General features: G+C 38.6%; 21 protein-coding genes. All 21 read right to left on the reverse strand.

The features are described from left to right. Window positions 1-94: 94 nt before the first annotated feature. Entirely contained in the window at window positions 95-820 is a 726-nt protein-coding gene (locus ACTWPF_RS10625) for a GntR family transcriptional regulator (protein ID WP_106896701.1), read from the reverse strand. A 406-nt stretch (window positions 821-1,226) separates the two neighbouring features. Then, window positions 1,227-3,509: a DNA translocase FtsK gene (locus ACTWPF_RS10630; protein ID WP_106896700.1), complete on the reverse strand. Its 2,283-nt coding sequence runs from the start codon at window positions 3,507-3,509 to the stop codon at window positions 1,227-1,229. Between the two features lie 102 nt (window positions 3,510-3,611). Next, the gene (locus ACTWPF_RS10635; protein WP_238019206.1) at window positions 3,612-3,818 is read right to left on the reverse strand and encodes a YlzJ-like family protein; all 207 of its coding nucleotides are present in this window, start codon (window positions 3,816-3,818) and stop codon (window positions 3,612-3,614) included. Then, a complete protein-coding gene (locus tag ACTWPF_RS10640; RefSeq protein ID WP_036573000.1) occupies window positions 3,815-4,543 on the reverse strand; it encodes a ClpP family protease in 729 nt (242 codons plus the stop codon). The genes ACTWPF_RS10635 and ACTWPF_RS10640 overlap by 4 nt, the downstream gene beginning before the upstream one ends. A gap of 100 nt (window positions 4,544-4,643) precedes the next feature. Next, complete coding sequence (gene dapA / locus ACTWPF_RS10645; protein WP_443149141.1) at window positions 4,644-5,510, reverse strand: 4-hydroxy-tetrahydrodipicolinate synthase; 867 nt, start codon at window positions 5,508-5,510, stop codon at window positions 4,644-4,646. Window positions 5,511-5,539: 29 nt separating this feature from the next. Continuing rightward, window positions 5,540-6,769 (reverse strand): aspartate kinase, encoded by a 1,230-nt coding sequence (dapG, locus tag ACTWPF_RS10650; RefSeq protein WP_161464442.1) that lies wholly within the window; start codon window positions 6,767-6,769, stop codon window positions 5,540-5,542. Window positions 6,770-6,785: 16 nt separating this feature from the next. Then, complete coding sequence (asd, locus tag ACTWPF_RS10655) at window positions 6,786-7,832, reverse strand: aspartate-semialdehyde dehydrogenase (protein WP_161464441.1); 1,047 nt, start codon at window positions 7,830-7,832, stop codon at window positions 6,786-6,788. A gap of 61 nt (window positions 7,833-7,893) precedes the next feature. After that, window positions 7,894-8,484: a dipicolinate synthase subunit B gene (gene dpaB / locus ACTWPF_RS10660; protein WP_106896695.1), complete on the reverse strand. Its 591-nt coding sequence runs from the start codon at window positions 8,482-8,484 to the stop codon at window positions 7,894-7,896. A gap of 27 nt (window positions 8,485-8,511) precedes the next feature. Beyond that, on the reverse strand, window positions 8,512-9,393 hold the full coding sequence (gene dpaA, locus ACTWPF_RS10665; RefSeq protein ID WP_106896694.1) for a dipicolinic acid synthetase subunit A: 882 nt from the start codon (window positions 9,391-9,393) through the stop codon (window positions 8,512-8,514). Between the two features lie 163 nt (window positions 9,394-9,556). Then, window positions 9,557-9,799 (reverse strand): YlmC/YmxH family sporulation protein, encoded by a 243-nt coding sequence (locus ACTWPF_RS10670; RefSeq protein ID WP_036573009.1) that lies wholly within the window; start codon window positions 9,797-9,799, stop codon window positions 9,557-9,559. 163 nt (window positions 9,800-9,962) lie between these two features. After that, complete coding sequence (locus tag ACTWPF_RS10675; protein WP_443149142.1) at window positions 9,963-11,189, reverse strand: M16 family metallopeptidase; 1,227 nt, start codon at window positions 11,187-11,189, stop codon at window positions 9,963-9,965. A gap of 45 nt (window positions 11,190-11,234) precedes the next feature. Further along, entirely contained in the window at window positions 11,235-12,179 is a 945-nt protein-coding gene (locus ACTWPF_RS10680; protein ID WP_443149143.1) for a polysaccharide deacetylase family protein, read from the reverse strand. Between the two features lie 177 nt (window positions 12,180-12,356). Continuing rightward, complete coding sequence (gene pnp / locus ACTWPF_RS10685) at window positions 12,357-14,474, reverse strand: polyribonucleotide nucleotidyltransferase (protein ID WP_238019213.1); 2,118 nt, start codon at window positions 14,472-14,474, stop codon at window positions 12,357-12,359. A 290-nt stretch (window positions 14,475-14,764) separates the two neighbouring features. Next, window positions 14,765-15,034: a 30S ribosomal protein S15 gene (rpsO, locus tag ACTWPF_RS10690; RefSeq protein ID WP_042223730.1), complete on the reverse strand. Its 270-nt coding sequence runs from the start codon at window positions 15,032-15,034 to the stop codon at window positions 14,765-14,767. A gap of 145 nt (window positions 15,035-15,179) precedes the next feature. Beyond that, entirely contained in the window at window positions 15,180-16,118 is a 939-nt protein-coding gene (locus tag ACTWPF_RS10695) for a bifunctional riboflavin kinase/FAD synthetase (protein WP_106896690.1), read from the reverse strand. Window positions 16,119-16,134: 16 nt separating this feature from the next. Beyond that, window positions 16,135-17,025 carry a tRNA pseudouridine(55) synthase TruB gene (gene truB, locus ACTWPF_RS10700; RefSeq protein WP_443149144.1) on the reverse strand — a complete coding sequence of 297 codons (891 nt, stop codon included), beginning with the start codon at window positions 17,023-17,025 and terminating at the stop codon, window positions 16,135-16,137. A 162-nt stretch (window positions 17,026-17,187) separates the two neighbouring features. Continuing rightward, a complete protein-coding gene (gene rbfA, locus ACTWPF_RS10705) occupies window positions 17,188-17,529 on the reverse strand; it encodes a 30S ribosome-binding factor RbfA (protein WP_106896688.1) in 342 nt (113 codons plus the stop codon). A 110-nt stretch (window positions 17,530-17,639) separates the two neighbouring features. Next, window positions 17,640-17,918: a DUF503 domain-containing protein gene (locus ACTWPF_RS10710; protein ID WP_106896687.1), complete on the reverse strand. Its 279-nt coding sequence runs from the start codon at window positions 17,916-17,918 to the stop codon at window positions 17,640-17,642. Further along, the gene (gene infB, locus ACTWPF_RS10715) at window positions 17,915-20,077 is read right to left on the reverse strand and encodes a translation initiation factor IF-2 (RefSeq protein ID WP_443149145.1); all 2,163 of its coding nucleotides are present in this window, start codon (window positions 20,075-20,077) and stop codon (window positions 17,915-17,917) included. The genes ACTWPF_RS10710 and infB overlap by 4 nt, the downstream gene beginning before the upstream one ends. Window positions 20,078-20,097: 20 nt before the next feature. Continuing rightward, entirely contained in the window at window positions 20,098-20,409 is a 312-nt protein-coding gene (locus ACTWPF_RS10720; RefSeq protein ID WP_238019222.1) for a YlxQ family RNA-binding protein, read from the reverse strand. Further along, on the reverse strand, window positions 20,402-20,680 hold the full coding sequence (rnpM, locus tag ACTWPF_RS10725) for an RNase P modulator RnpM (protein WP_238019341.1): 279 nt from the start codon (window positions 20,678-20,680) through the stop codon (window positions 20,402-20,404). Before rnpM ends, ACTWPF_RS10720 begins: the two co-directional genes overlap by 8 nt. Between the last annotated feature and the right edge of the window lie 6 nt (window positions 20,681-20,686).

A 20,686-nucleotide genomic window follows, 5' to 3' on the forward strand; every position in this document is an offset into this window, starting at 1 on the left:
ATTGTTACCCCCTGTTTTCTTTAATATTGTGAAAATTAAGCGCGCAGTTATCTCGTTAACTATCACCTCCCCAAATGCTTTCTATTACGATTGGTTACATTCTTTTACGTAACACGTGGAAACTAAATACATCGGAACGAAAATAGTTTGCAGAATAGAGGACTGGTTCGTCTGTTTCCGTATAGTGCATTTGCTTTAACAGTAATAGAGATTGCTCTGGTTCACAGTTAAGAATACTGTAAATCCTTTCATGATAACTAACTGGTTCGATATAGGTTACAGCATAAGCGACACGCTTATCTGTATACTCCTCAAGTAATTGAAACAGTGAATCTTCTTCATGCACTCTCTCCAATGGAATTAAATGTGAAGGTATTTTATCAATACAGAAAACCACTGGTATATTATCGGCAGTTCTTACTCGCTCAATTTTTGCAAGAATATCAATTTGCTCAGGAGCAAATCTGTTTCTTTCTTCATCTGTTGGTTCTAAAAACTCTGTTGTCAAATATTGAGAGGCTGCCTTTTTACCTGATTGTTCAATCATATCTGTGACACTATTTAACTGTTCAATGCCAGAGGAAAATATCGGCTTTTGATTAACGAATGTTCCCACACCATGTCTTCTTGTAACAATATTATCTTCTTCTAGAATGCGTAATGCTTCCCTTAATGTTGCTCTAGATACTCCTAAAAGCTTGGATAATTGAAATTCAGAAGGAAGCTTTTGCTTTTCTTTATATTTACCGCTTTCAATATCCCGTTTAATTTCATCGATTACTTGAAGGTATAAATGCCTAGCATCGATTTTAATAGACATGAAGAGCTTCCCCCATTCTCTCCGGTATGTAAAGTCTAGAGAGTTCAGACCTCTGACGTTTGACATATCTCTCATTTATTCGAGATAAATCATACCATTAATAGAAGAATAAATAAATAGTTATAGGACAAATTCCTTAAATAATTTGCTAATAATTCGACGTTTTTCTACAATAAGCCTTTATATATCACACAAAAACCAGTTTTCAAGATGAAAGCGTTTCCTTTGTTTAGTTCACTTAACACTTTTATTACCTCGATGTTATAAGATGATTACCTTTATACTACCTTATGTAATAAGATCTTTTTGGGGTATGGCAACTAACAAAGTATATCTCCATCTAAAAACACAGCAGGTCACTATTGATAGCGCCTGCTGCTTATTTTTAATATATAAATAGATTCTACTAAGAAGATTTTTCTTCTGAATGTGTTACGAGTACTGTACGTGGCTTACTTCCCTCATATGGGCCAACTATCCCTCTGTCTTCCATCGCATCTATTAACCTTGCAGCCCTTGTGTAGCCTATTCTGAACCTTCGTTGCAGCATGGACACACTAGCGCTTTGCATTTCAGTAATTAATTGGACAGCATCGTCAAATAATTCGTCACTGACTTCTTCACGAACCTCGTTCGTATCATCTGGAATCATTTCCTCTTGATACGAAGCTTTTTGTTGATCAATACAATGATCAACTACTCTTTCTACTTCTTCATCTGAAAGAAAAGCACCTTGTACACGGGTCGGCTTGGAGGCACCAACTGGGAGAAATAACATATCACCTCGTCCAAGTAATTTCTCAGCACCGCCAGAGTCTAAAATTGTTCTAGAATCGGTTTGTGAAGAAACACTAAATGCAATCCTAGAAGGAATATTAGCTTTTATCACACCTGTTATAACATCAACAGAAGGACGCTGTGTGGCAATAATCAAATGAATGCCGGCCGCACGAGCCATTTGCGCCAAACGGGTGATCGCATCCTCTACGTCATTTGAAGCAACCATCATTAAATCTGCTAGTTCATCGACCAATACTACAATGTACGGAAGATTTGGCTGTGTATCCTCTGTGCTTTGATTAGACTTTCTTATATATTCGTTATATCCTTCAATATTACGCGTGCCCGTATCCGAAAACAACTCATATCTTCTTTCCATCTCGGAAACTACTTTTTGTAAAGCTCTTGATGCTTTTTTCGGATCTGTCACGACTGGTGCCAATAAGTGAGGGATCCCGTTATAAACATTTAATTCCACTTTCTTAGGGTCAATCATCATCATTTTAACTTCATGGGGTTTAGTCCGCATAAGAATAGTTGTAATAATGCCATTAACACAGACACTTTTCCCACTACCGGTTGCACCTGCTATAAGCATATGCGGCATTTTATTAAGCTCTGCTACTACGGCTTCTCCCGAGATATCTCGTCCAAGTGCAAACAACAATTTTGCACTTGGGTTCTGTAACGTTTTATCTACCACTTCGCGTAGGCTTACCATTGCAACTTCTTGGTTAGGCACCTCTATACCGACTGCTGATTTACCTGGAATAGGAGCTTCAATTCTTATATCCTTTGCTGCAAGGGCGAGAGCCAAATCGTCATGTAACCCAACAATTTTACTTACCTTTACACCAGCTTCAGGGTACACTTCATATTTCGTTACAGCTGGCCCGACATGAACCTTTGTGACTCTTGCTTTAACTCCAAAACTATGAAAAGTCTTTTCTAGTTTTCTAACAGTTGCCTGGATCTGAGACTTTTCCTGTTGCTGTGAGTTATTAGCAGGCTCTGCTAGCAACTTAGGAGATGGGAGTACATACTCATGATTCTCCGGCTCAGTCATTGGCATATTTCCCATAATATCGTCTACACTAGTATCTTCTTTTTCAGCAACATCCGTCTTTTCCTGAGGAGCATCCTGTTTTGATAGTTCTGAAGCAGCGTATGTAACATCAGTGAAGTCCTGGATTACCGGCTCATTTTCATATGCCTGTAACGGAACTTCTGTTACTTCATTCGTATCAAGTTCTTCGATTTCTTTATCCTGTTTACGTTTGCGTTTTGCTTCCTTATTATCTGCTGCTTTATCTTTATAGTTGCTTATCACTTGTGCTAATTTTTTTCCAAACTTGGAAAATAAATCTCCAATCGAGTATTCTGTCATAAAGATTACGCCGATTAAAATAGAAAACACGGAAACAATTTTTGCACCAACTAAGGAAAATAAATAATAGCAAAAGGTAAAGAGTAATGCTGCAACCATGCCTCCCCCAAGCATAGAGCTACTCGTCTGCCCATTTAAACTGGAAATAAAATTATCCCAAGAAGCAGCCATTATGGAGACATTACCATTTTGCACAACTTGCTCGTATGCTTGTATATGTGTCAGCAATAAGACGCCACCAAATACAATATAGAAGCCTACCAATCTTTTATTAGTTAAATCCGGATATCTTCTTTTGACAACCAGCAACACACCAGTTATGAGTAATAAAAGAGAAGCAACAAAATACCAGATTCCGAAAAAGAATCGAAATACATGTTCTAACCCACCAGGAATTGCACCGTCGCTAATTGCACCTGCTCCACTACCAAGTATTGCTAGAAAGATAAACAGTAGACCTAATAGTTCATATTTTAGTTGTTTTTTTAACTTACTGTTTCTTTTTTTTCTTTTTTTTGCCATTTTTTCACCTCTGTTCTATCACGCATTATGACGATTAAACCCCTGCCGCTTACCGACAAGGGTTATTTCTTTATTTTCTCTATTATACCATAAAAAACCTCTCTAAGATAAAATCGTTCCGGGGCTATATGAGTCATTCATAAAATCATGTGGATCAGTGGAAAGCAATTGTAACAACTGATACGATCCATCTTCTTTTTGCTCTACATACATGCTCTTCCCCTGAAAGACAACACAATGCCGATTTGCAATAGCTTCATCCTGCTGAGGAAAAATTTCTTCTTGAGACAATGGTGTATATAGGATCATTGAATCACCTGATTTTCTTCTGGTTTCGGACCTATCATTTCGTTAATCTTCTGCATAGCTTCTTTTACCCCACCAACGCGATCAATCAAGCCATACTCTACAGCATCTGTTCCCACTACATTCGTACCAATATCCCTTGTTAAATTTCCTTTGTCGAACATGAGGTCCTTAAATTTCTCTTCCTTAATATTCGAATGGCTGACAACAAAATTAATAACTCTTTCTTGCATCTTGTCTAGGTACTCAAAGGTTTGTGGTACACCAATAACCAAACCGGTAAGCCTTACAGGATGTATGGTCATCGTCGCTGTAGGTACAATGAAGGAGTAATCTGTGGCAACGGCTATAGGTACACCGATGGAGTGACCACCACCAAGTACAATGGAGACAGTCGGCTTAGAAATAGATGCAATCATTTCAGAAAGGGCAAGCCCTGCCTCTACATCCCCGCCTACCGTATTTAGCAATATAATTAATCCTTCTATTTTAGGGTTTTGTTCAATTGCAATCAGCTGCGGCAATAAATGCTCGTACTTCGTTGTTTTGTTTTGAGGAGGTAGTTGTATATGTCCCTCTACCTGACCAATGATGGACAGCACATGTATATTGGAGTCAGGAGCTTGCGGAACACTTGATTGTCCCAGCTGCTGAATCTTTTGCACCAAAGCAGAAGAGTTTTGTTGACCATCCTGATTTTGATCTTCTTTTCTACCTTCTTTATTCATTTACGAACACTCCTTATCACTAGTAACTATTCCTAGTATGAACGTAAATGAATAACTCCATGCAAAAAACAAAATACCAGCTAGGAGCTGGTATTTTGCACTACATATCGATTTTTTCTTTTAAAAGGTTTCGTTCTTCATCTGTTAACGGGAGAAGAGGAAGCCTCACACTACCTGTTTCAATTCCTTTCATTTGTAGTGCAGCTTTTACAGGTGTAGGGGATGGTGATGCAAACAAGGCACTCATAACAGGAACTAATTTCCTGTGTTTGGCTGCAGCCTGTTTTACGTCGCCGTTTAGATAAAGATTTACCATTTCCTGCATTTCATTGCCGACAATATGAGAGGACACGGAAATAATTCCATCTGCTCCAATTGAAAGCATTGGGAGTGTCATGCTGTCATCTCCGCTATATAGACTAAAATCGTCACTTGTGTTCTCAATAATTTCGGCTGCTTGATCAAGGTCACCTGTTGATTCTTTAACTGAAACAATATTAGGGATTTTACTTAGTTCAATAATCGTATCAGCGGTCAGTTTTACAACAGATCGACCAGGAATATTATAGAGCATCACCGGGAGTGTTGTGGCATTTGCTATCGTTTTAAAATGCTCATACATGCCTCTTTGATTCGGTTTATTGTAGTAAGGAGCCACAAGCATAACAGCGTCTACACCACATTTTTCTGCTTCTTTGGTTAATTGAATAGAGGCTGCAGTGCTGTTACTACCTGTACCAGCAATTACCGGGACTCGCTTTTTTACAACTTTAACTACATGCTTAAAAAGATTTACTTTTTCATCCACTGATAAAGTTGGTGATTCTCCCGTCGTTCCAGCAATAACTAAACCGTCAGTGCCGTTCTCAAGTAAGTATTCAATTAGTATGTCAGTCTGATCATAATCAATCTCTCCAGTATGATCAAAAGGGGTCACCATTGCTGTTAAAACACGACCAAATCTCATTTCTATCACCTTTCTCTTTCTTGTCTTATCTAGGATTGTTTCTGTAAACCGCTAAGCTCAAATACCTCATGCAGTGCATTTACTGCAGCTTTTAAGTCCTTATTGTTAACAAGTACCCAAATCGTTGTGTGACTGTCTGCTGATTGCAGGATCTGTACTCCGGCGTCAGTAAGTGCCTGCACAATCATGGAAGCAACACCAGGAACCCCTGTCATCCCTGCACCGACTGCAGAAACCTTAGCACAGTTTTCCGTAATTTCTGGATAAAATCCAAGTGTTTTAAGAATGTGCACAGCCTTCTCAGTATGTCTATCGGGAACTGTATAGGCTACTCCTGTTGGAGAAATATTAATAAAATCTACAGAGATTCCGGATTCCGCCATTGCTTTAAAAACTTCTGACTGCAAGCGGTACGCTTCTTCCTTGGCTTGCACTCTTATCTGAGTTATCGAGGATATGTGTGCAATACCCGTGATAAGCCGTTCTGTAACATCCATGCCTGCTTCCTGCACCCTTGATGATGTAACAAGCGTTCCTTCCTCCTGAGAATATGTGGATCTAACACGCATCGGTATTTTGGATTGCATTGCTATTTCAACTGCCCGTGGGTGAACAACCTTTGCCCCCTGGTATGCCAAGTTACAGATTTCCGTGTAGGTTACTACATCTAACGGGCGAGCAGTTTCCACTACCCTTGGATCTGCGGTCATAATACCATTCACATCTGTGAAGATTTCAATGCGCTCTGCTGCGAGTGCGGCTCCCAGGGCGGCGGCTGTTGTGTCACTGCCACCACGACCAATTGTGGTTATTTCACCATCTTCAGTCTGTCCCTGAAATCCAGCAACAACTACTACATCATGATTTTCCAGTTCCTTAATAATTCTTTCAGGATGTACTGCTTTAATTCTTGCCTGATTAAAATCATTATTTGTAATAAAACCTGCCTGCGCACCCGTTAGCGCTGTAGACGAAATATGTTGTTTTTTCAGTTCATTAGATAATACGACCGAGGAAATGACCTCCCCACACGAAAGAAGCATATCAATTTCTCTAGCAGAACTTTTCCCAGCAGGATAATTGACCAGACCCAACAATGTATCCGTTGCATAAGGGTCTGGCTTTCTACCTAGAGCTGAAACAACAACCACAAGTTTATATTCCAGCATTAATGCATTTTTTATATGTTTTACTACATGTTTTCTATTTTCTTCGGATTGGACAGATGTTCCACCGAATTTCTGAACAACTATTTGCATTGTAACACCTCAAGTACTATAGCCATTTATTTTCAACTAATGTTTCCGCAATTTGCACAGTATTCCAGGCAGCACCCTTCATAAGGTTATCGGATACGATCCACATGTGGAACCCATTCGCTAAGTCTGGATCCTTTCTAACACGTCCGACAAAGACTTCTTCCCTATTCGCTGCACTTAATGGGGTTGGATATGTTTGTGTCTCTGGATTATCTTCTAGAATAACACCCTCTGCTTCGTTTAATACTTTTTGAATATCCGCTGCAGTTAAGTCATCTCTATTTAATTCTACATACACACTTTCGGCATGCGAAGTGAAAATCGGTAAACGAACACACGTAGCCGCTACCGATAATTCGGGTGCATGCATGATTTTCTTCGTTTCATTAATCATTTTCATTTCTTCAAAAGTATAGCCATTTTCTTGAAAAACATCAATTTGAGGCAAGGCGTTAAACGCGATTGGATAATGTTTTTTATCCCCTTTTACTGGTAAGATCTCAGCGTGCATTTCTTCCTTGTTTAAATGGCTTGCTGTCTGATTTTCCAGTTCCTTATTGGCAGTCATGCCAGCACCAGATACGGCCTGGTAGGTAGATACAATTACACGACTGAGGCCAAATGCTTTTTGTAACGGTTTTAATGCTGCCACCATTTGAATAGTAGAGCAGTTAGGATTAGCAATAATTCCTTTATGATTTGATAGGTCTTCTTTATTTACTTCTGGCACAACAAGTGGCACATCTTTATCCATTCTATACGCACTCGTATTGTCAACCACAACCGCACCATGTTTAACCGCTTCTGGAGCTAGTTTCTTTGAAATAGAACCACCTGCAGAAAATAACGCTATGTCTACACCTGCGAAGCTCTCAGGTAATGCTTCTTCCACTGTGACTTCTTCACCATTAAATGATATTTTTTTACCTGCGGATCTGCTTGAGGATAAAAGCTTTACTTGATCTATTGGAAATTTCTTTTCTTCTAATAGTTTTATAATTTTTTGACCTACTGCACCTGTTGCTCCTACGACGGCCACGTTGTATGCTGCTTTATGCGACATCCCCATTTCTCCCTTCACTCATAAAAAATATTTCTCTTCTAGCTTTTTATTCTACCACAATCTAATCGATATGCGGAACAATAACAGGCTGTAGTTGTCTATGTTCCAAAGCAGCCTCTACTGTTTCGCTTAGAAGATCCATTTTGGCAACTAGTGAGTTAGGTTTTTGATATGGGTCATCCTGTCCGTATGGGATGAAGTAGATGTATTTGCTAGCCATAAGCCGCATAAGGTTAACTCCATTTAGACCAAGTGCATCATTAGTAGAGATTCCCAGGACCACAGGACTTCTATTACGCATTGTCGCTTTAGCAGCCATTAACACAGGTGAGTCCGTTAAGGCATTTGCCATCTTGCTTAATGAATTTCCCGTTAGCGGGGCAATTACCATGCAATCAAGTGGAGCAGTTGGGCCAAGTGGTTCTGCCTCCTGCATAGTGGAAATAACTCGTTTTCCTGTTATGGCTTCAATTTTTTCAATATGATCTTCTGCTTTTCCAAACTTTGTACTTGTGTTTCGCACCGTATACGTTACAATCGGCACAACCTCTGCCTTTTGTTGCATTAACTTTTCCAACTGTGGAAAAACTTGGTCATATGTGCAATGAGAACCCGTAACTCCAAAGCCAATACGTTTTCCTTCTAAACTCATAAATAATACCCCTTTTCTACTAATTTCCTATTCTTGCGTGTTTTTTTGAAGAAATTGTTTTATGACGTCCGCCAATATCCTACCCGATGTTTTTGGTGCCACAATACCTGGTAAACTTCTTGCTAAAATTGCTTTAATGCCTCGCTGCTTTGCATAATCAAAATCTGTTCCACCTGGTTTTGATGCTAAGTCGATAATTATTGCATGGGTCGGAAGATGCTGAATGGTTTTTCGATCTATAACAGCTGCAGGGATCGTATTGATCACCACATCGTACTCATTAGCATAGTCTGCCATTTTATCAAGATGAATAGCAGTTAGTGCCATTTCTGAAATTCTAGCAAGTTCAGCGCTACTTTTGGTTGCTACAGAAACCTTCGCACCCAACGCAGCAAACTTGTTGGCAATCGTTTTACCCACTCGACCAAATCCGGCAACCATGACACGAGAACCATGGATGGTATAGTCAGTATGTTCTATTGCCATCATAATGGATCCTTCTGCTGTTGGTATGGAGTTGTAAATCGCAACATCGTCTCTGTTTAATAAAGGGATTAATGAAATATCTTCTTCTGTCGTTACTTTCTTCAAATAATCACTTGAAATACCCGTAAAAATGATAGCCGTATCCTTTAATTTCCCGAACCATTCTGGCGCTATGTGGATCGTCTCATGTGAAAATACTGTTTCTACGTTTCCTGTATTATCTGTCCCTGTAATTGGTAAAATGAGGACATCAAGCTCTTCTGGTTTTAGCTCACTAAACTCCAATTGTTTTAATCCAGTAAAACCCTGTTCCAATTTATCAAAGCCGACAAGATTTATGTTCGCACCTGGAATAGCCTGTAATTGACGAATCAACTCCAGATAACGGGCGTCGCCTCCTATTACTGCAATTGTATGACTCATTATAATGAACACCCTCCAAACATCGAGTTCCTTGAATTATTTCTATATAGCTTATGAAACGGAAGAATGTTAGTGATTGGTTATTTTTAAAAAACAGGAAAAAGGCTGATACCCTCCTCTTCGGGCCAGCCTTTTTAGTGAATTTTAATTCTTATTTAATACCTTAACCGAGCCTGTTTGTGTCAATAATAATCATGTCTTCCCCAATCTTTTTTATTGCATCCCACTTAATTTTCGTTTCCTCTCCCTCTTTTTTCAAACCAAACCATTTATAATTTGGTATGATAAAGGATTCAATTTGGCCCGTATGCTCATTTATCTCGAGGTCTGTTTGTCCAAGTACTCCCAATCTTGAGCCCTCATTCACATCCACAATTTCTTTTCCACTCATATCCTTATAGCGCATTCTTGTCATCCTCTCAACTTATCGTTATTGTTCTTACATAAAGCTACACTACCGTCTTAATACGTTTATGTAGCATGCTAGAATTAACTTAATGAAAAAACACGTTAGGAAAAAGCTTATCCTTATTATTATAGTTACCGACATAAAAAAAAGAACCTATGGATTACATAGGTTCTCCTGATGGAGCAATTAGAGCACTTGAAGATGGTTTTTCAAATACGATGTTTATTACATTTCTAATCGATTCATGGTCCACAGCATCAATTTCATGTATCATGTGGTCCATCGTTCTGTGGCGTCCTAGAAGCAACTCGTTTTTACCGTTTCGACTCATTCGGCTATTTGTACTTTCCAAACTTAGTAAAAGATTTCCTTTTAATTGCTCTTTATTGTTTTTTAGTTCTTTATCGGTAATACCATCTTGAATTAGCTTTTCCACTGTACTATCAATTGTCTTCCTTAATTGCGGTAATTGATCTTTACCAGTTCCAGCATAGATAGTAAGCATACCATTATCCAAGAAAGAAGAATGATACGAAAATACCGAATAGGCAAGTCCTTGCTTTTCTCTAATATCTTGAAACAGTCGGGAGCTCATACTACCGCCCAGAACATTATTCATAATAATAAGGCTGTAAATTTGCTCATGGCCTGTTTGAAGTCCGTCATAGCCAAGGCAAAGATGCGCTTGTTCCGTATCTTTATGACGCTCAAGCTTATTGGTAAGGAATTTAGGTTTAATTAAAGAGCTTGGCTGGTGATTTGATTCATAGGAACCAAAATATCCATCTACCTTATCAATAAATGCACTATCTACATTACCTGCGATAGAAACCACAACGTTCTCTGGATTATAAGCTTCCCGCATATAGTCTCTTAAAGATTGGGGCTTAAAAGAACGCAAGTGTTCCTCTGTACCTAAAATAGGATAGCCTAGAGGATGGGTCCCATATGAAGCTGTTGCAAGCAGGTCATGCACGATATCATCAGGTGTATCTTCATACATTTTTATTTCTTCATAAACCACTTTCTTTTCTCTTTCCATTTCCTCTTCATCAAATGCAGAGTTAAAGAACATATCAGCTAAAATTTCCAACGCAAAGTCTTTATGAGTATCAATGACCTTGGCATAATAGCATGTGTATTCTTTTGAGGTAAAGGCATTGACCTGCCCACCTATCGAATCAAATGCCTCAGCTATATCTTGTGCTGAGCGGGTTTTCGTTCCTTTGAAAAACATGTGCTCCAAAAAGTGTGAAATACCGTTATTTTTCTCTGTTTCGTTTCTCGATCCAGTTAATACCCATATACCTATCGTAACAGACCTTACAGCAGGTACGTTTTCGAGGACAACCCGCAAGCCGTTCTTACTTTTGTGTTTTTCAATCAATGTACTTCCTCCTATGCTAGATATGTAAGATGAACGCCAAATTGGTTATCTTTCCGGGCTGACTAATTGTTCCATAGTACCTAGTTTATACCCTTTATCCTTTACAGAATCTATCAATTCATCAAGCCCCGCAGCCGTTGCAGCAGTAGGGTGCATTAGAATAGTTGCTCCCGGATGCAACTTACTATTCACTCGGTTAATCATAACAGATACTGTTGGATTCTTCCAATCAATCGTGTCTACCGTCCAAAGCACGGTCTCCATTTTTTGGCTGTGTGCAGCATCCACAACATATTGATTATAACTGCCACTAGGTGGGGCAAACCAAGCAGGTGTAATTCCAGTTATCGCTTTTAAAATATCATTTGTCTGGCTTATCTGTTCAACCATTTGCTGTGTAGTCAAGTTTGCCATATTAGGATGATTATAGGCATGATTTCCGATTAAATGGTTCTGATTCTTTATCATCTTCACCAAATCAACATTTTCCTTTGCCCATTTCCCCTCAATAAAGAAAGTAGCTTTGATGTTCTTATCTTTCAGTATGGCTAATATTTGGGGGACATATTCTGTTCCCCAGGAGACATTGATTAATAAAGAAACCATCTCTTTTTCCGGGTTACCACGGTATATTGGTGATGATGGCAAATCTTCTAAAGAAACCTTTGGTGCTATCTGCTTATAAACGAGTAAAGCGTCATCAAATTCTCCCTTTTCCCTCATTCGTTCATACGATTTAGTAACATCTACTTCAAGGCCATTACGCCCCGGTGTTTTCTTCCATACGTCATCAATATATGGGTCAATAGGTTCTTCCTCATATGCTTTCGCCTGCTTTTCTATTTCCTTGTATAAAGCATTATTTGGTTTTGCAGTTTGCATAAAGGTTGTACTACTTTCCATTGAGAATGGATTATAAGTAGTATTGAATGAAATCGTAACTATAATTAAAAAAACAATTACATGTATGATTTGTCGTACGTGATACATACTTACCCCCTCCTATTTCAAACTTATGTTGAAACAGGACAAGGTATGCTTAAACTATGTAAGTAGTGAGCAGTGACTTTTTTCTTTTCAAACAAAAAAAGAGAAGCAATGGCAATTGCTCCTCTTTGTTATTTGAAACAGCTGTCAGAACAGCCATCTAAAACAGGCACTATTCAATTAAGAATTTGCTTTTTCCTGTCTTTCTTTTTCCTCTTTTAATACTGCTTTTCGGGAAAGATTTACTCTGCCTTGGTTATCAACTTCCTTAACCTTAACCATGATCTCATCCCCAATTGATACAACGTCTTCCACTTTATTAGTACGTTCTTCAGCTAATTCAGAAATATGAACTAGTCCATCTTTTCCTTTAAACAATTCAACAAACGCACCGAACTTTTCAATACGTTTAACTGTTCCAAGGTACATTTGCCCAACCTCTACTTCTTTCACAAGGTCTTCGATGATCTTTTTAGCTTTTTCATTCATCTTAGCATCTGTTGATGATATAAACACACTTCCGTCTTGTTCTATATCAATTTTCACACCAGTTTCATCAATGATTTGATTTATTTGCTTACCGCTTGGCCCAATAACATCACGGATCTTATCTGGATTGATGGACATCGTAAGGATTTTCGGTGCATATTCAGATAATTCTTCTTTTGGCTCCTTAATCGTAGCAAGCATAGAATCAAGAATTTGCATTCTTCCTTTTTTGGCCTGGTTAAGTGCTTCTTCAAGAATCTCTCTTGATAAGCCATCAATTTTAATATCCATTTGTAAGGCCGTTACGCCTTTAGATGTACCGGCTACTTTAAAGTCCATATCCCCAAGTGCATCTTCCATGCCTTGAATATCTGTTAGGATAGAATAATCTTCACCAGATTTAACTAGTCCCATTGCGATTCCAGCTACAGGTGCCTTAATTGGTACACCAGCTGCCATCATTGCAAGTGTACTTGCACAAATACTTGCCTGTGAAGTAGAACCGTTTGATTCCAACACTTCTGAAACAAGGCGGATGGTATAAGGAAAGTCCTTATCAGATGGGATAACCTTTTCTAACGCACGTTCTCCTAATGCACCATGACCAATCTCTCTTCGGCCTGGCCCTCTTATAGGACCTGTTTCTCCCACACTATATTGAGGGAAATTGTAATGATGCATAAACCGTTTAGACTCTTCTAAATCAAGCCCGTCCAAGATTTGCACATCACCAAGTGCTCCCAATGTACATACACTTAGTGCTTGTGTTTGCCCACGTGTAAATAATCCTGAACCATGTGTTCTTGGTAATACATTAATCCGTGAAGACAATGGTCGGATTTCATCTATCTTTCGGCCATCTGGGCGTACTTTTTCCTTCGTGATTAATCTGCGGACTTCCGCTTTAACCATTTTATCCAGCACAGATTTAACCTGCTTCAAAATGTCAGCATCTTCTTCATTTTCATAGGACGCAAGAACATCCTCTTTCACCTTACTAATAGCATCTTCTCTAGCATGCTTTTCTTTTACCTGAATAGCTGCTATAAGACTTTCCGAAGCTTCTTTTTCTATCTTCTTAGAAAGTTCTTCATCTAATTCAAAAAGCTTCACTTCAGACTTTTCTTGTCCTACTGCTTTTACGATCTCTTCTTGGAATTCAACTAGACGAATAATTTCTTTATGCCCAAACATGATAGCTTCAAGCATAACTTCTTCAGGTACTTCATCTGCTCCTGCTTCTACCATGTTGATTGCATCTCTTGTTCCAGCAACCGTTAGTTCAATATCGCTTTTTTCTTCTTGTTCAATGGTTGGATTGATAATAAATTCGCCGTCAACTCGGCCAACGTTTACACCGGCAATTGGCTCTGCAAACGGAATATCAGAGATGCTTAACGCAATGGAAGATCCGATCATAGCAGCAATTTCTGAAGGACAATCCTGGTCAACACTCATAACTGTGCTAATAACCTGAACTTCGTTTCGGAAACCGTCAGGAAATAAAGGTCGAATCGGACGGTCAATAAGACGTGAGGAAAGGATTGCTTTTTCACTTGGACGTCCCTCTCTTTTTATAAAACCTCCCGGTATTTTCCCAACTGCATAAAGACGTTCTTCATAGTTTACGGTTAATGGGAAAAATGGCAGATCTTTCGGTTCCTTTGAAGCTGTCGCAACAGACAGAACAGATGTATCGCCATAATGCATCATGGCAGCACCATTCGCTTGCTTTGCTAATTCTCCGATTTCAACGGTGAATTTTTTACCTGCAATTTCTGTAGAAAATATTTGCTTCTCTTCTGGCATTTGTAGTACTCCTTTCAATGAAATCAAGCTCCATATGAGCTTTTGTAGCTTAGTTAATATTCATCACGGCGCTTATAGCAAACAAAATGCTAGCCGTTATAAAAAACACTCCAATTATTATATTATAGTTTATAAGCAGGAATGTAAATTTTATGTAGAAAAATCTTGTCATAATATAGTAGTTTCTTTATTCCTTTATGCAAAAACCACTTATTTATCACCAGTATCTAGGGTTAAATGAAAAATTTTTACTTATAAAAAAAGCAGGATTTCTCCTGCTTTTTGAATAATTATCGGCGTAAGCCAAGGTTTTTAATTAATTCACGATAGCGGGTAACATCTTTATTACGTAAGTAGTTAAGTAAATTACGACGTTTACCAACCATTTTCAAAAGACCTCTACGTGAGTGGTGATCTTTTTTGTGAACACGAAGATGTTCATTTAGAGTTGTGATTTCTTCCGTAAGTACAGCAATTTGTACTTCTGGAGAACCAGTGTCACTTTCATGAACCTTGTATTCATTAATAATTTCATTCTTACGTTCCTGTGTGATTGCCATATGGCGCACCTCCTGTAATTGTATTTAATCCCCATTCCCCTAGCAGTCGTCGGAGTTACGAATTGCCAAGCGATGGTTTTACGTTGTTAATACTACATGTTTTTATTTAAAAATGCAAGTAAAAGATAGTTAGAAGCAAGGTCGCTTATGAATTAAAGTACTTTCTAACTTTCTTTTCATCCTCCGCAATTTCGCTCACTAATTCTTCTACCCCGGAAAACTTCTTTTCTTCCCGAATAAAGGTATACCACTGGACTCTCAGCTCTTCTTCATACAAATCATTGTTATAATCAAAAATGTTTACTTCCAGAATCGGTTCTACCAATTGGTCCGTAAAGGTTGGTTTGAAACCTAAACTAGCCATTCCTTCATAAACTTCATTTTTATAAAGAACCTTTACTGCATAGACGCCGACCTTGGGCAACAACGTTTCATCGCTCACCGCAATATTTGCTGTTGGATAGCCAATGGTTCTGCCACGTTGCTCCCCTTTAACTACTAGACCTGTAACAGATAACGGTCTTCCAAGTAGTCTTGCTGCCTCGTCCATATCTCCTGCCTTTAGAAGATTACGAATTTTAGTGGAGCTAATCTTTTCTCCATCTATTACTACTTTATCCACTTGCGTTACGGTAAACGCTCCGGCCGCATGCTCTTGTATGGTTTGCATGTTTCCTTTTCCTTTGTGTCCATAAGAAAAGTCAAAGCCTGCTACCATATGCTTGATACGAAGCCCTTTTAGGAAATGATCCACAAACACTTGAGGAGTCAAGGATGCAAGCTCTTGATTAAACTGAATAATGTAAAGTCTATCCACCTCAAGCTTTTGCAGAATTTCTTGTTTTTCTCGAATTGGAGTAAGATATTTTACGTGCTGCACATCTTTTTTTAAAACAACAGAGGGGTGTGGATGAAAGGTAATTACGGCACTTTCCATCCCTCTTTCCTTTGCTTCTCTTACAGCTGTTTGAATGACTTTCTGATGCCCTTTATGTATTCCATCAAAAAAGCCGATGGCCGTAACCGTTTCAGGTAGTTCATTCAACACCATAGAATGTGGATATGTTAATTCAAATGTTCTCATATTCCTCACCTGCACTTTATCCGTTAAAAACACGAACGGGTTTTATTTCCATTGGTTTATCCGGATGGGTTTGATATATTGCCAATAATTCTTGGTTAAACATCATTACAAATGGCTCTTTCATTATTTTATCAGGTTTTGAGAGTTTTTGCCCGTTTCGTACTTTTATCGCTGTTTGTTCATCAACATGATAATAGTCCAGATGCTCTAGCCCTCTTTGAGCAGGCAATAATACAGATTCTGGATGCGAGACCTTTAGCTTTTCCTCAATTTGTTCAAATGTCACGGTTTCTTCCTTAGGGAAAGAAGCAACCTGTGTCCTTTCAAGATGGGCCATATGGGCCGGGTATCCTAATTTTTTTCCAATATCCACACAAAGCGTGCGTATATAGGTTCCTTTGGAGCATACAACTTCAAAGGTAATACTCTCCCTCTCCTCACATGACGAAATCTTTGAAATGGAGAAAATTTCAACCTGGCGTGTTGGTCTTTCCACAACTTGTTTTTCTCTTGCATATTCATACAGTTTTTTTCCTTTAACTTTTACTGCAGAGTACATTGGTGGTACTTGGGTGATGATACCAGTAAACGCTTTTAGCACTTCATCAATCTGATCTTCAGTTGGAAATACAGTAACAGGTTTCTCTTCTATTACACTGCCATGCGCATCTTCTGTTTCTGTAGAGACACCAAGTTTGAGCTCTGCCACATACGTCTTTCTTGTATCTGTTAAAAAGGGGACGATTTTCGTTGCCTGCCCAACACATATTGGTAAAACACCTTCTACCTCAGGATCTAACGTACCAGTGTGGCCTACTTTTTTGGTTTGTAATAATTTCCGAAGCTTAAATACACAATCATGGGAAGTCATTCCCTTTGGTTTCCACAATGGTAAAATTCCATTCATTTTCTCACCTCCAATATATACATACAACATACAGAAAGGTTTTATTGCTCCATTTTAAGCACTAAATCTTGATTGCATTAAATTTTAAAGCTTGATTTTAAGTTTTCTACGCACATGGAAAAAATCTGACTCGCAAACAAGGAGTCAGATTATCCATCAAGCTTATTTATTTAAATCACGTAGTATTGTTTCAATTCTATTTCCATATTCAAGTGCCTCATCGAATTCAAACAAGAGCTCAGGTGTTTTGCGAAGGCGAATTCGTTGTCCTATTTCGGAACGAATAAATCCTTTCGCTTTAGCAAGTCCCAATAGTGTGTCTTGTTTTTGATGTTCATCACCTAATACAGAGATGAACACTTTTGCTTGTTGTAAATCTCCCGTTACTTCAACGTCTGTGACCGTAACAAATCCAACTCTAGGATCTTTTATTTTTCTGGTCAAGATTTCTCCAAGCTCTTTTTTCATTTGTTCTGCAACGCGGTTTGCTCTTAATTCTGCCAACTTTTTCACCTCTTTAAGAAAAGCTTCATGCTTCAATTAGAAAACTACAATCACTCGTCTTACCGTACATTTTTTATAGTCCCGATGAACGAAACATCTAACAATGAAGCCTACATCCGTTCAACCGTAGTTTGTGTTCTTTCAAGTTCAACGAAGGTGTCAATAATCTTCATCACTTCTTGCATAACCTTTTCCGAATGAACGTAATCATTAGAAATGGTTACAATGCCAAGCTTTGTTCGTTGCCATAGATCGTGGTAATCAAGTTCTGTTACCGCTACATTAAAGGTGTTCTGGAGCTTTGCGAGCAACCTTTTAAGCACAGACCTTTTTTGCTTAAGCGAATGCCCGTCGTACAACATACACTCTACTTCAGCATAAACGATCATTTGCGTTCTATTTCTTCCATTACATATGCTTCAATAATATCGCCTTCTTTAATATCATTGAAGTTCTTTATTGTAATACCACATTCGTAGTTTTGTGCTACTTCTTTCACATCATCTTTAAAACGTTTTAATGCATCAATTTCTCCTTCAAAATGAACAACACCATCGCGAATTAACCGAATACCGGCATCTCTTGTGATTTTGCCTTCTGTTACGTAGCTACCAGCAATCGTACCAATTTTAGATACTTTAAAGGTTTCACGAACTTCTGCTTGACCCGTTACTTTTTCTTCATATTCTGGGTCGAGCATTCCCTTCATAGCAGCTTCTACTTCTTCAATTGCTTTATAAATCACACGATGTAGACGTACATCCACTTTTTCAGATTCTGCAGCCTTTTTAGCATTTGCATCTGGTCTTACGTTAAACCCAATAACAATAGCATTTGAAGCTGAAGCTAAAATAATGTCAGATTCTGTGATTGCACCAACACCAGTATGAATGATCTTAATATTTACGCCTTCCACCTCAATTTTTTGTAAGGAAGAAGCTAATGCACCGGCAGAACCTTGTACATCTGCTTTAATAATAATATTAATTTCTTTCATTTCCCCTTGCTTGATTTGTTCAAACAAGTCATCCAGACTAACTTTGGTTTGTTCACTTCTGTTTTCCTGGATTTGCTTTTGTTGACGGGCTTCACCAATTTGTCTTGCTTTTTTCTCATCGGTAAATACAAGGAACTGATCTCCAGCTTGTGGTACTTCATTTAAACCGGTAATTTCCACAGGAGTTGATGGTCCTGCTTCATTTACCCGTTGTCCAAGATCATTTACCATTGCACGAACACGTCCATGTGTATTACCAACTACGAGGGAATCCCCAACATGTAACATACCATTTTGTACGAGTAATGTAGCAACAGAGCCACGACCTTTATCAAGCTGTGCATCAATTACAGTACCAAATGCATTCGCTTTAGGGTTGGCTTTTAATTCTTCTATTTCAGAAACAAGAACAATCATTTCTAACAAGTCGTCGATACCTTCATTTTTTATTGCAGAAAGGTTTACAAAGATCGTGCTGCCGCCCCAATCTTCCGGGATTAGTTCATATTCGGTTAATTCTTGCATAACACGATCCGGATTGGCGCCTTCTTTATCCATTTTGTTAACTGCAATAATGATTGGTACTTCAGCTGCTTTTGCGTGATTGATTGCTTCCACAGTTTGTGGCATTACGCCATCGTCGGCAGCCACCACTAAAATAGCAATATCCGTAACTTGAGCACCTCTTGAACGCATACTTGTAAAGGCTGCGTGACCAGGGGTATCAAGGAATGTGATTTTCTTGCCATCATTTTCTACTTGGTATGCGCCGATGTGCTGTGTAATTCCACCTGCTTCACCAGCTGTAACTTTTGTATGACGGATCGCGTCAAGTAAAGTGGTTTTCCCGTGGTCTACGTGTCCCATGATCGTAACAACAGCAGGACGTTCCACAAGATCTGCTTCTTTATCTTCTTTGAGGTATTTATCAAAGTCGGTATCTTCTAAAATTATTTCTTTTTCCACTTGAACATCAAACTCGCCACAAATCAACTCAATTGCATCATCATCTAGGTCCTGATTTTTTGTTGCCATAACACCTAGGAACATTAATTTCTTAATAATCTCGGAAGCATCTTTGTTTAGTTTAGCAGCAAGGTCACTTACCGTGAGTGTTTCACTATAAGTAATGTGCTTTGGTGTTTCTTTTACTACAGGTTGTCTAGGGACTTGTTGATTCCCTTGTTGATTCCCTCTTTTATTCCCTTTTTGCTTTTTGTTATGCAGATTTGAATTTCCCGTGTTTCGCTGTTGATTGGAATTCGGTTTATTTTTCCCTTTATTCCCTTGATTATGATTCATTTTGGCTCCTGATGTATTCGATGTATTCGAATTCTTATTTTGCGCACCAGCATTAGCTGATGTCTGATTTGGTTTATCAGATGTCTTTGGTTTTGAGCTGAACTTTTCATCCAGCTTACTAACGGTATCAGCTGAAATAGTAGACATGTGGTTAGACACTTCTACCTTAATTTCTTCTAAATAATTGATGACATCTTTACTAGGTTTATTTATCTTTTTTGCATATTCATATACACGCATTTTACTCATACGTTCACCCCCGAATTTAATTACCCGAGTAACGACTGAATTTTAGTAGCAAATCCTGCATCTAAAATAGCAACAGCTACTCTTTGGGATTTTCCAATAGCATGTGATAGTGTCTCTCTATCATCCACTATTTCATATGGTACATTATATGATTTGCACTTGTCTGTGAGCTTTTTCTTCGTTTGCGGCCCTATATCGCTAGCCAACAGAATAAGCTTTGCTCTATTTTGCCGAATATCCTTCACAATTGCCTCTTCTCCCAGTGAAATCTTTCGAGCACGGTAGGCAAGCCCAATCATATTTAAGTAAGAATTATTGTTATTATTAGTCATGTTTTTTACCTTCAACCAGTTTTATTAAGTCCTCATAGATTGACGAATCTACTTCTGTATTCAGCTGGCGATTTAAAACACTGGTTTTCTCAGCTTGGCGGATGATTTCAGGATCCCTTGTTAAATAAGCTCCACGCCCATTCTTCTTTCCTGTTTCATCCACAAATACCTCGCCATCCTTATTACGTACAACGCGGACAAGCTGTTTCTTCGGTTTCATTTCGTTCGTTACAACACATTTTCGCTCAGGTACTTTTCTTTTTTGCACTATTGGACA

This window comes from Oceanobacillus sp. M65, from assembly GCF_052246275.1.
Lineage (GTDB): Bacteria > Bacillota > Bacilli > Bacillales > Amphibacillaceae > Oceanobacillus_B > Oceanobacillus_B jordanicus.

Coding starts and splice junctions, on each gene's coding strand:
- ACTWPF_RS10625 (WP_106896701.1), bottom strand. CDS start 820: ATGTCTATTAAAATCGATGCTAGGCATTTATACCTTCAAGTAATCGAT.
- ACTWPF_RS10630 (WP_106896700.1), bottom strand. CDS start 3,509: ATGGCAAAAAAAAGAAAAAAAAGAAACAGTAAGTTAAAAAAACAACTA.
- ACTWPF_RS10635 (WP_238019206.1), bottom strand. CDS start 3,818: ATGATCCTATATACACCATTGTCTCAAGAAGAAATTTTTCCTCAGCAG.
- ACTWPF_RS10640 (WP_036573000.1), bottom strand. CDS start 4,543: ATGAATAAAGAAGGTAGAAAAGAAGATCAAAATCAGGATGGTCAACAA.
- dapA (WP_443149141.1), bottom strand. CDS start 5,510: ATGAGATTTGGTCGTGTTTTAACAGCAATGGTGACCCCTTTTGATCAT.
- dapG (WP_161464442.1), bottom strand. CDS start 6,769: ATGCAAATAGTTGTTCAGAAATTCGGTGGAACATCTGTCCAATCCGAA.
- asd (WP_161464441.1), bottom strand. CDS start 7,832: ATGTCGCATAAAGCAGCATACAACGTGGCCGTCGTAGGAGCAACAGGT.
- dpaB (WP_106896695.1), bottom strand. CDS start 8,484: ATGAGTTTAGAAGGAAAACGTATTGGCTTTGGAGTTACGGGTTCTCAT.
- dpaA (WP_106896694.1), bottom strand. CDS start 9,393: ATGAGTCATACAATTGCAGTAATAGGAGGCGACGCCCGTTATCTGGAG.
- ACTWPF_RS10670 (WP_036573009.1), bottom strand. CDS start 9,799: ATGCGCTATAAGGATATGAGTGGAAAAGAAATTGTGGATGTGAATGAG.
- ACTWPF_RS10680 (WP_443149143.1), bottom strand. CDS start 12,179: ATGTATCACGTACGACAAATCATACATGTAATTGTTTTTTTAATTATA.
- pnp (WP_238019213.1), bottom strand. CDS start 14,474: ATGCCAGAAGAGAAGCAAATATTTTCTACAGAAATTGCAGGTAAAAAA.
- rpsO (WP_042223730.1), bottom strand. CDS start 15,034: ATGGCAATCACACAGGAACGTAAGAATGAAATTATTAATGAATACAAG.
- ACTWPF_RS10695 (WP_106896690.1), bottom strand. CDS start 16,118: ATGAGAACATTTGAATTAACATATCCACATTCTATGGTGTTGAATGAA.
- truB (WP_443149144.1), bottom strand. CDS start 17,025: ATGAATGGAATTTTACCATTGTGGAAACCAAAGGGAATGACTTCCCAT.
- ACTWPF_RS10710 (WP_106896687.1), bottom strand. CDS start 17,918: ATGATCGTTTATGCTGAAGTAGAGTGTATGTTGTACGACGGGCATTCG.
- infB (WP_443149145.1), bottom strand. CDS start 20,077: ATGAGTAAAATGCGTGTATATGAATATGCAAAAAAGATAAATAAACCT.
- ACTWPF_RS10720 (WP_238019222.1), bottom strand. CDS start 20,409: ATGACTAATAATAACAATAATTCTTACTTAAATATGATTGGGCTTGCC.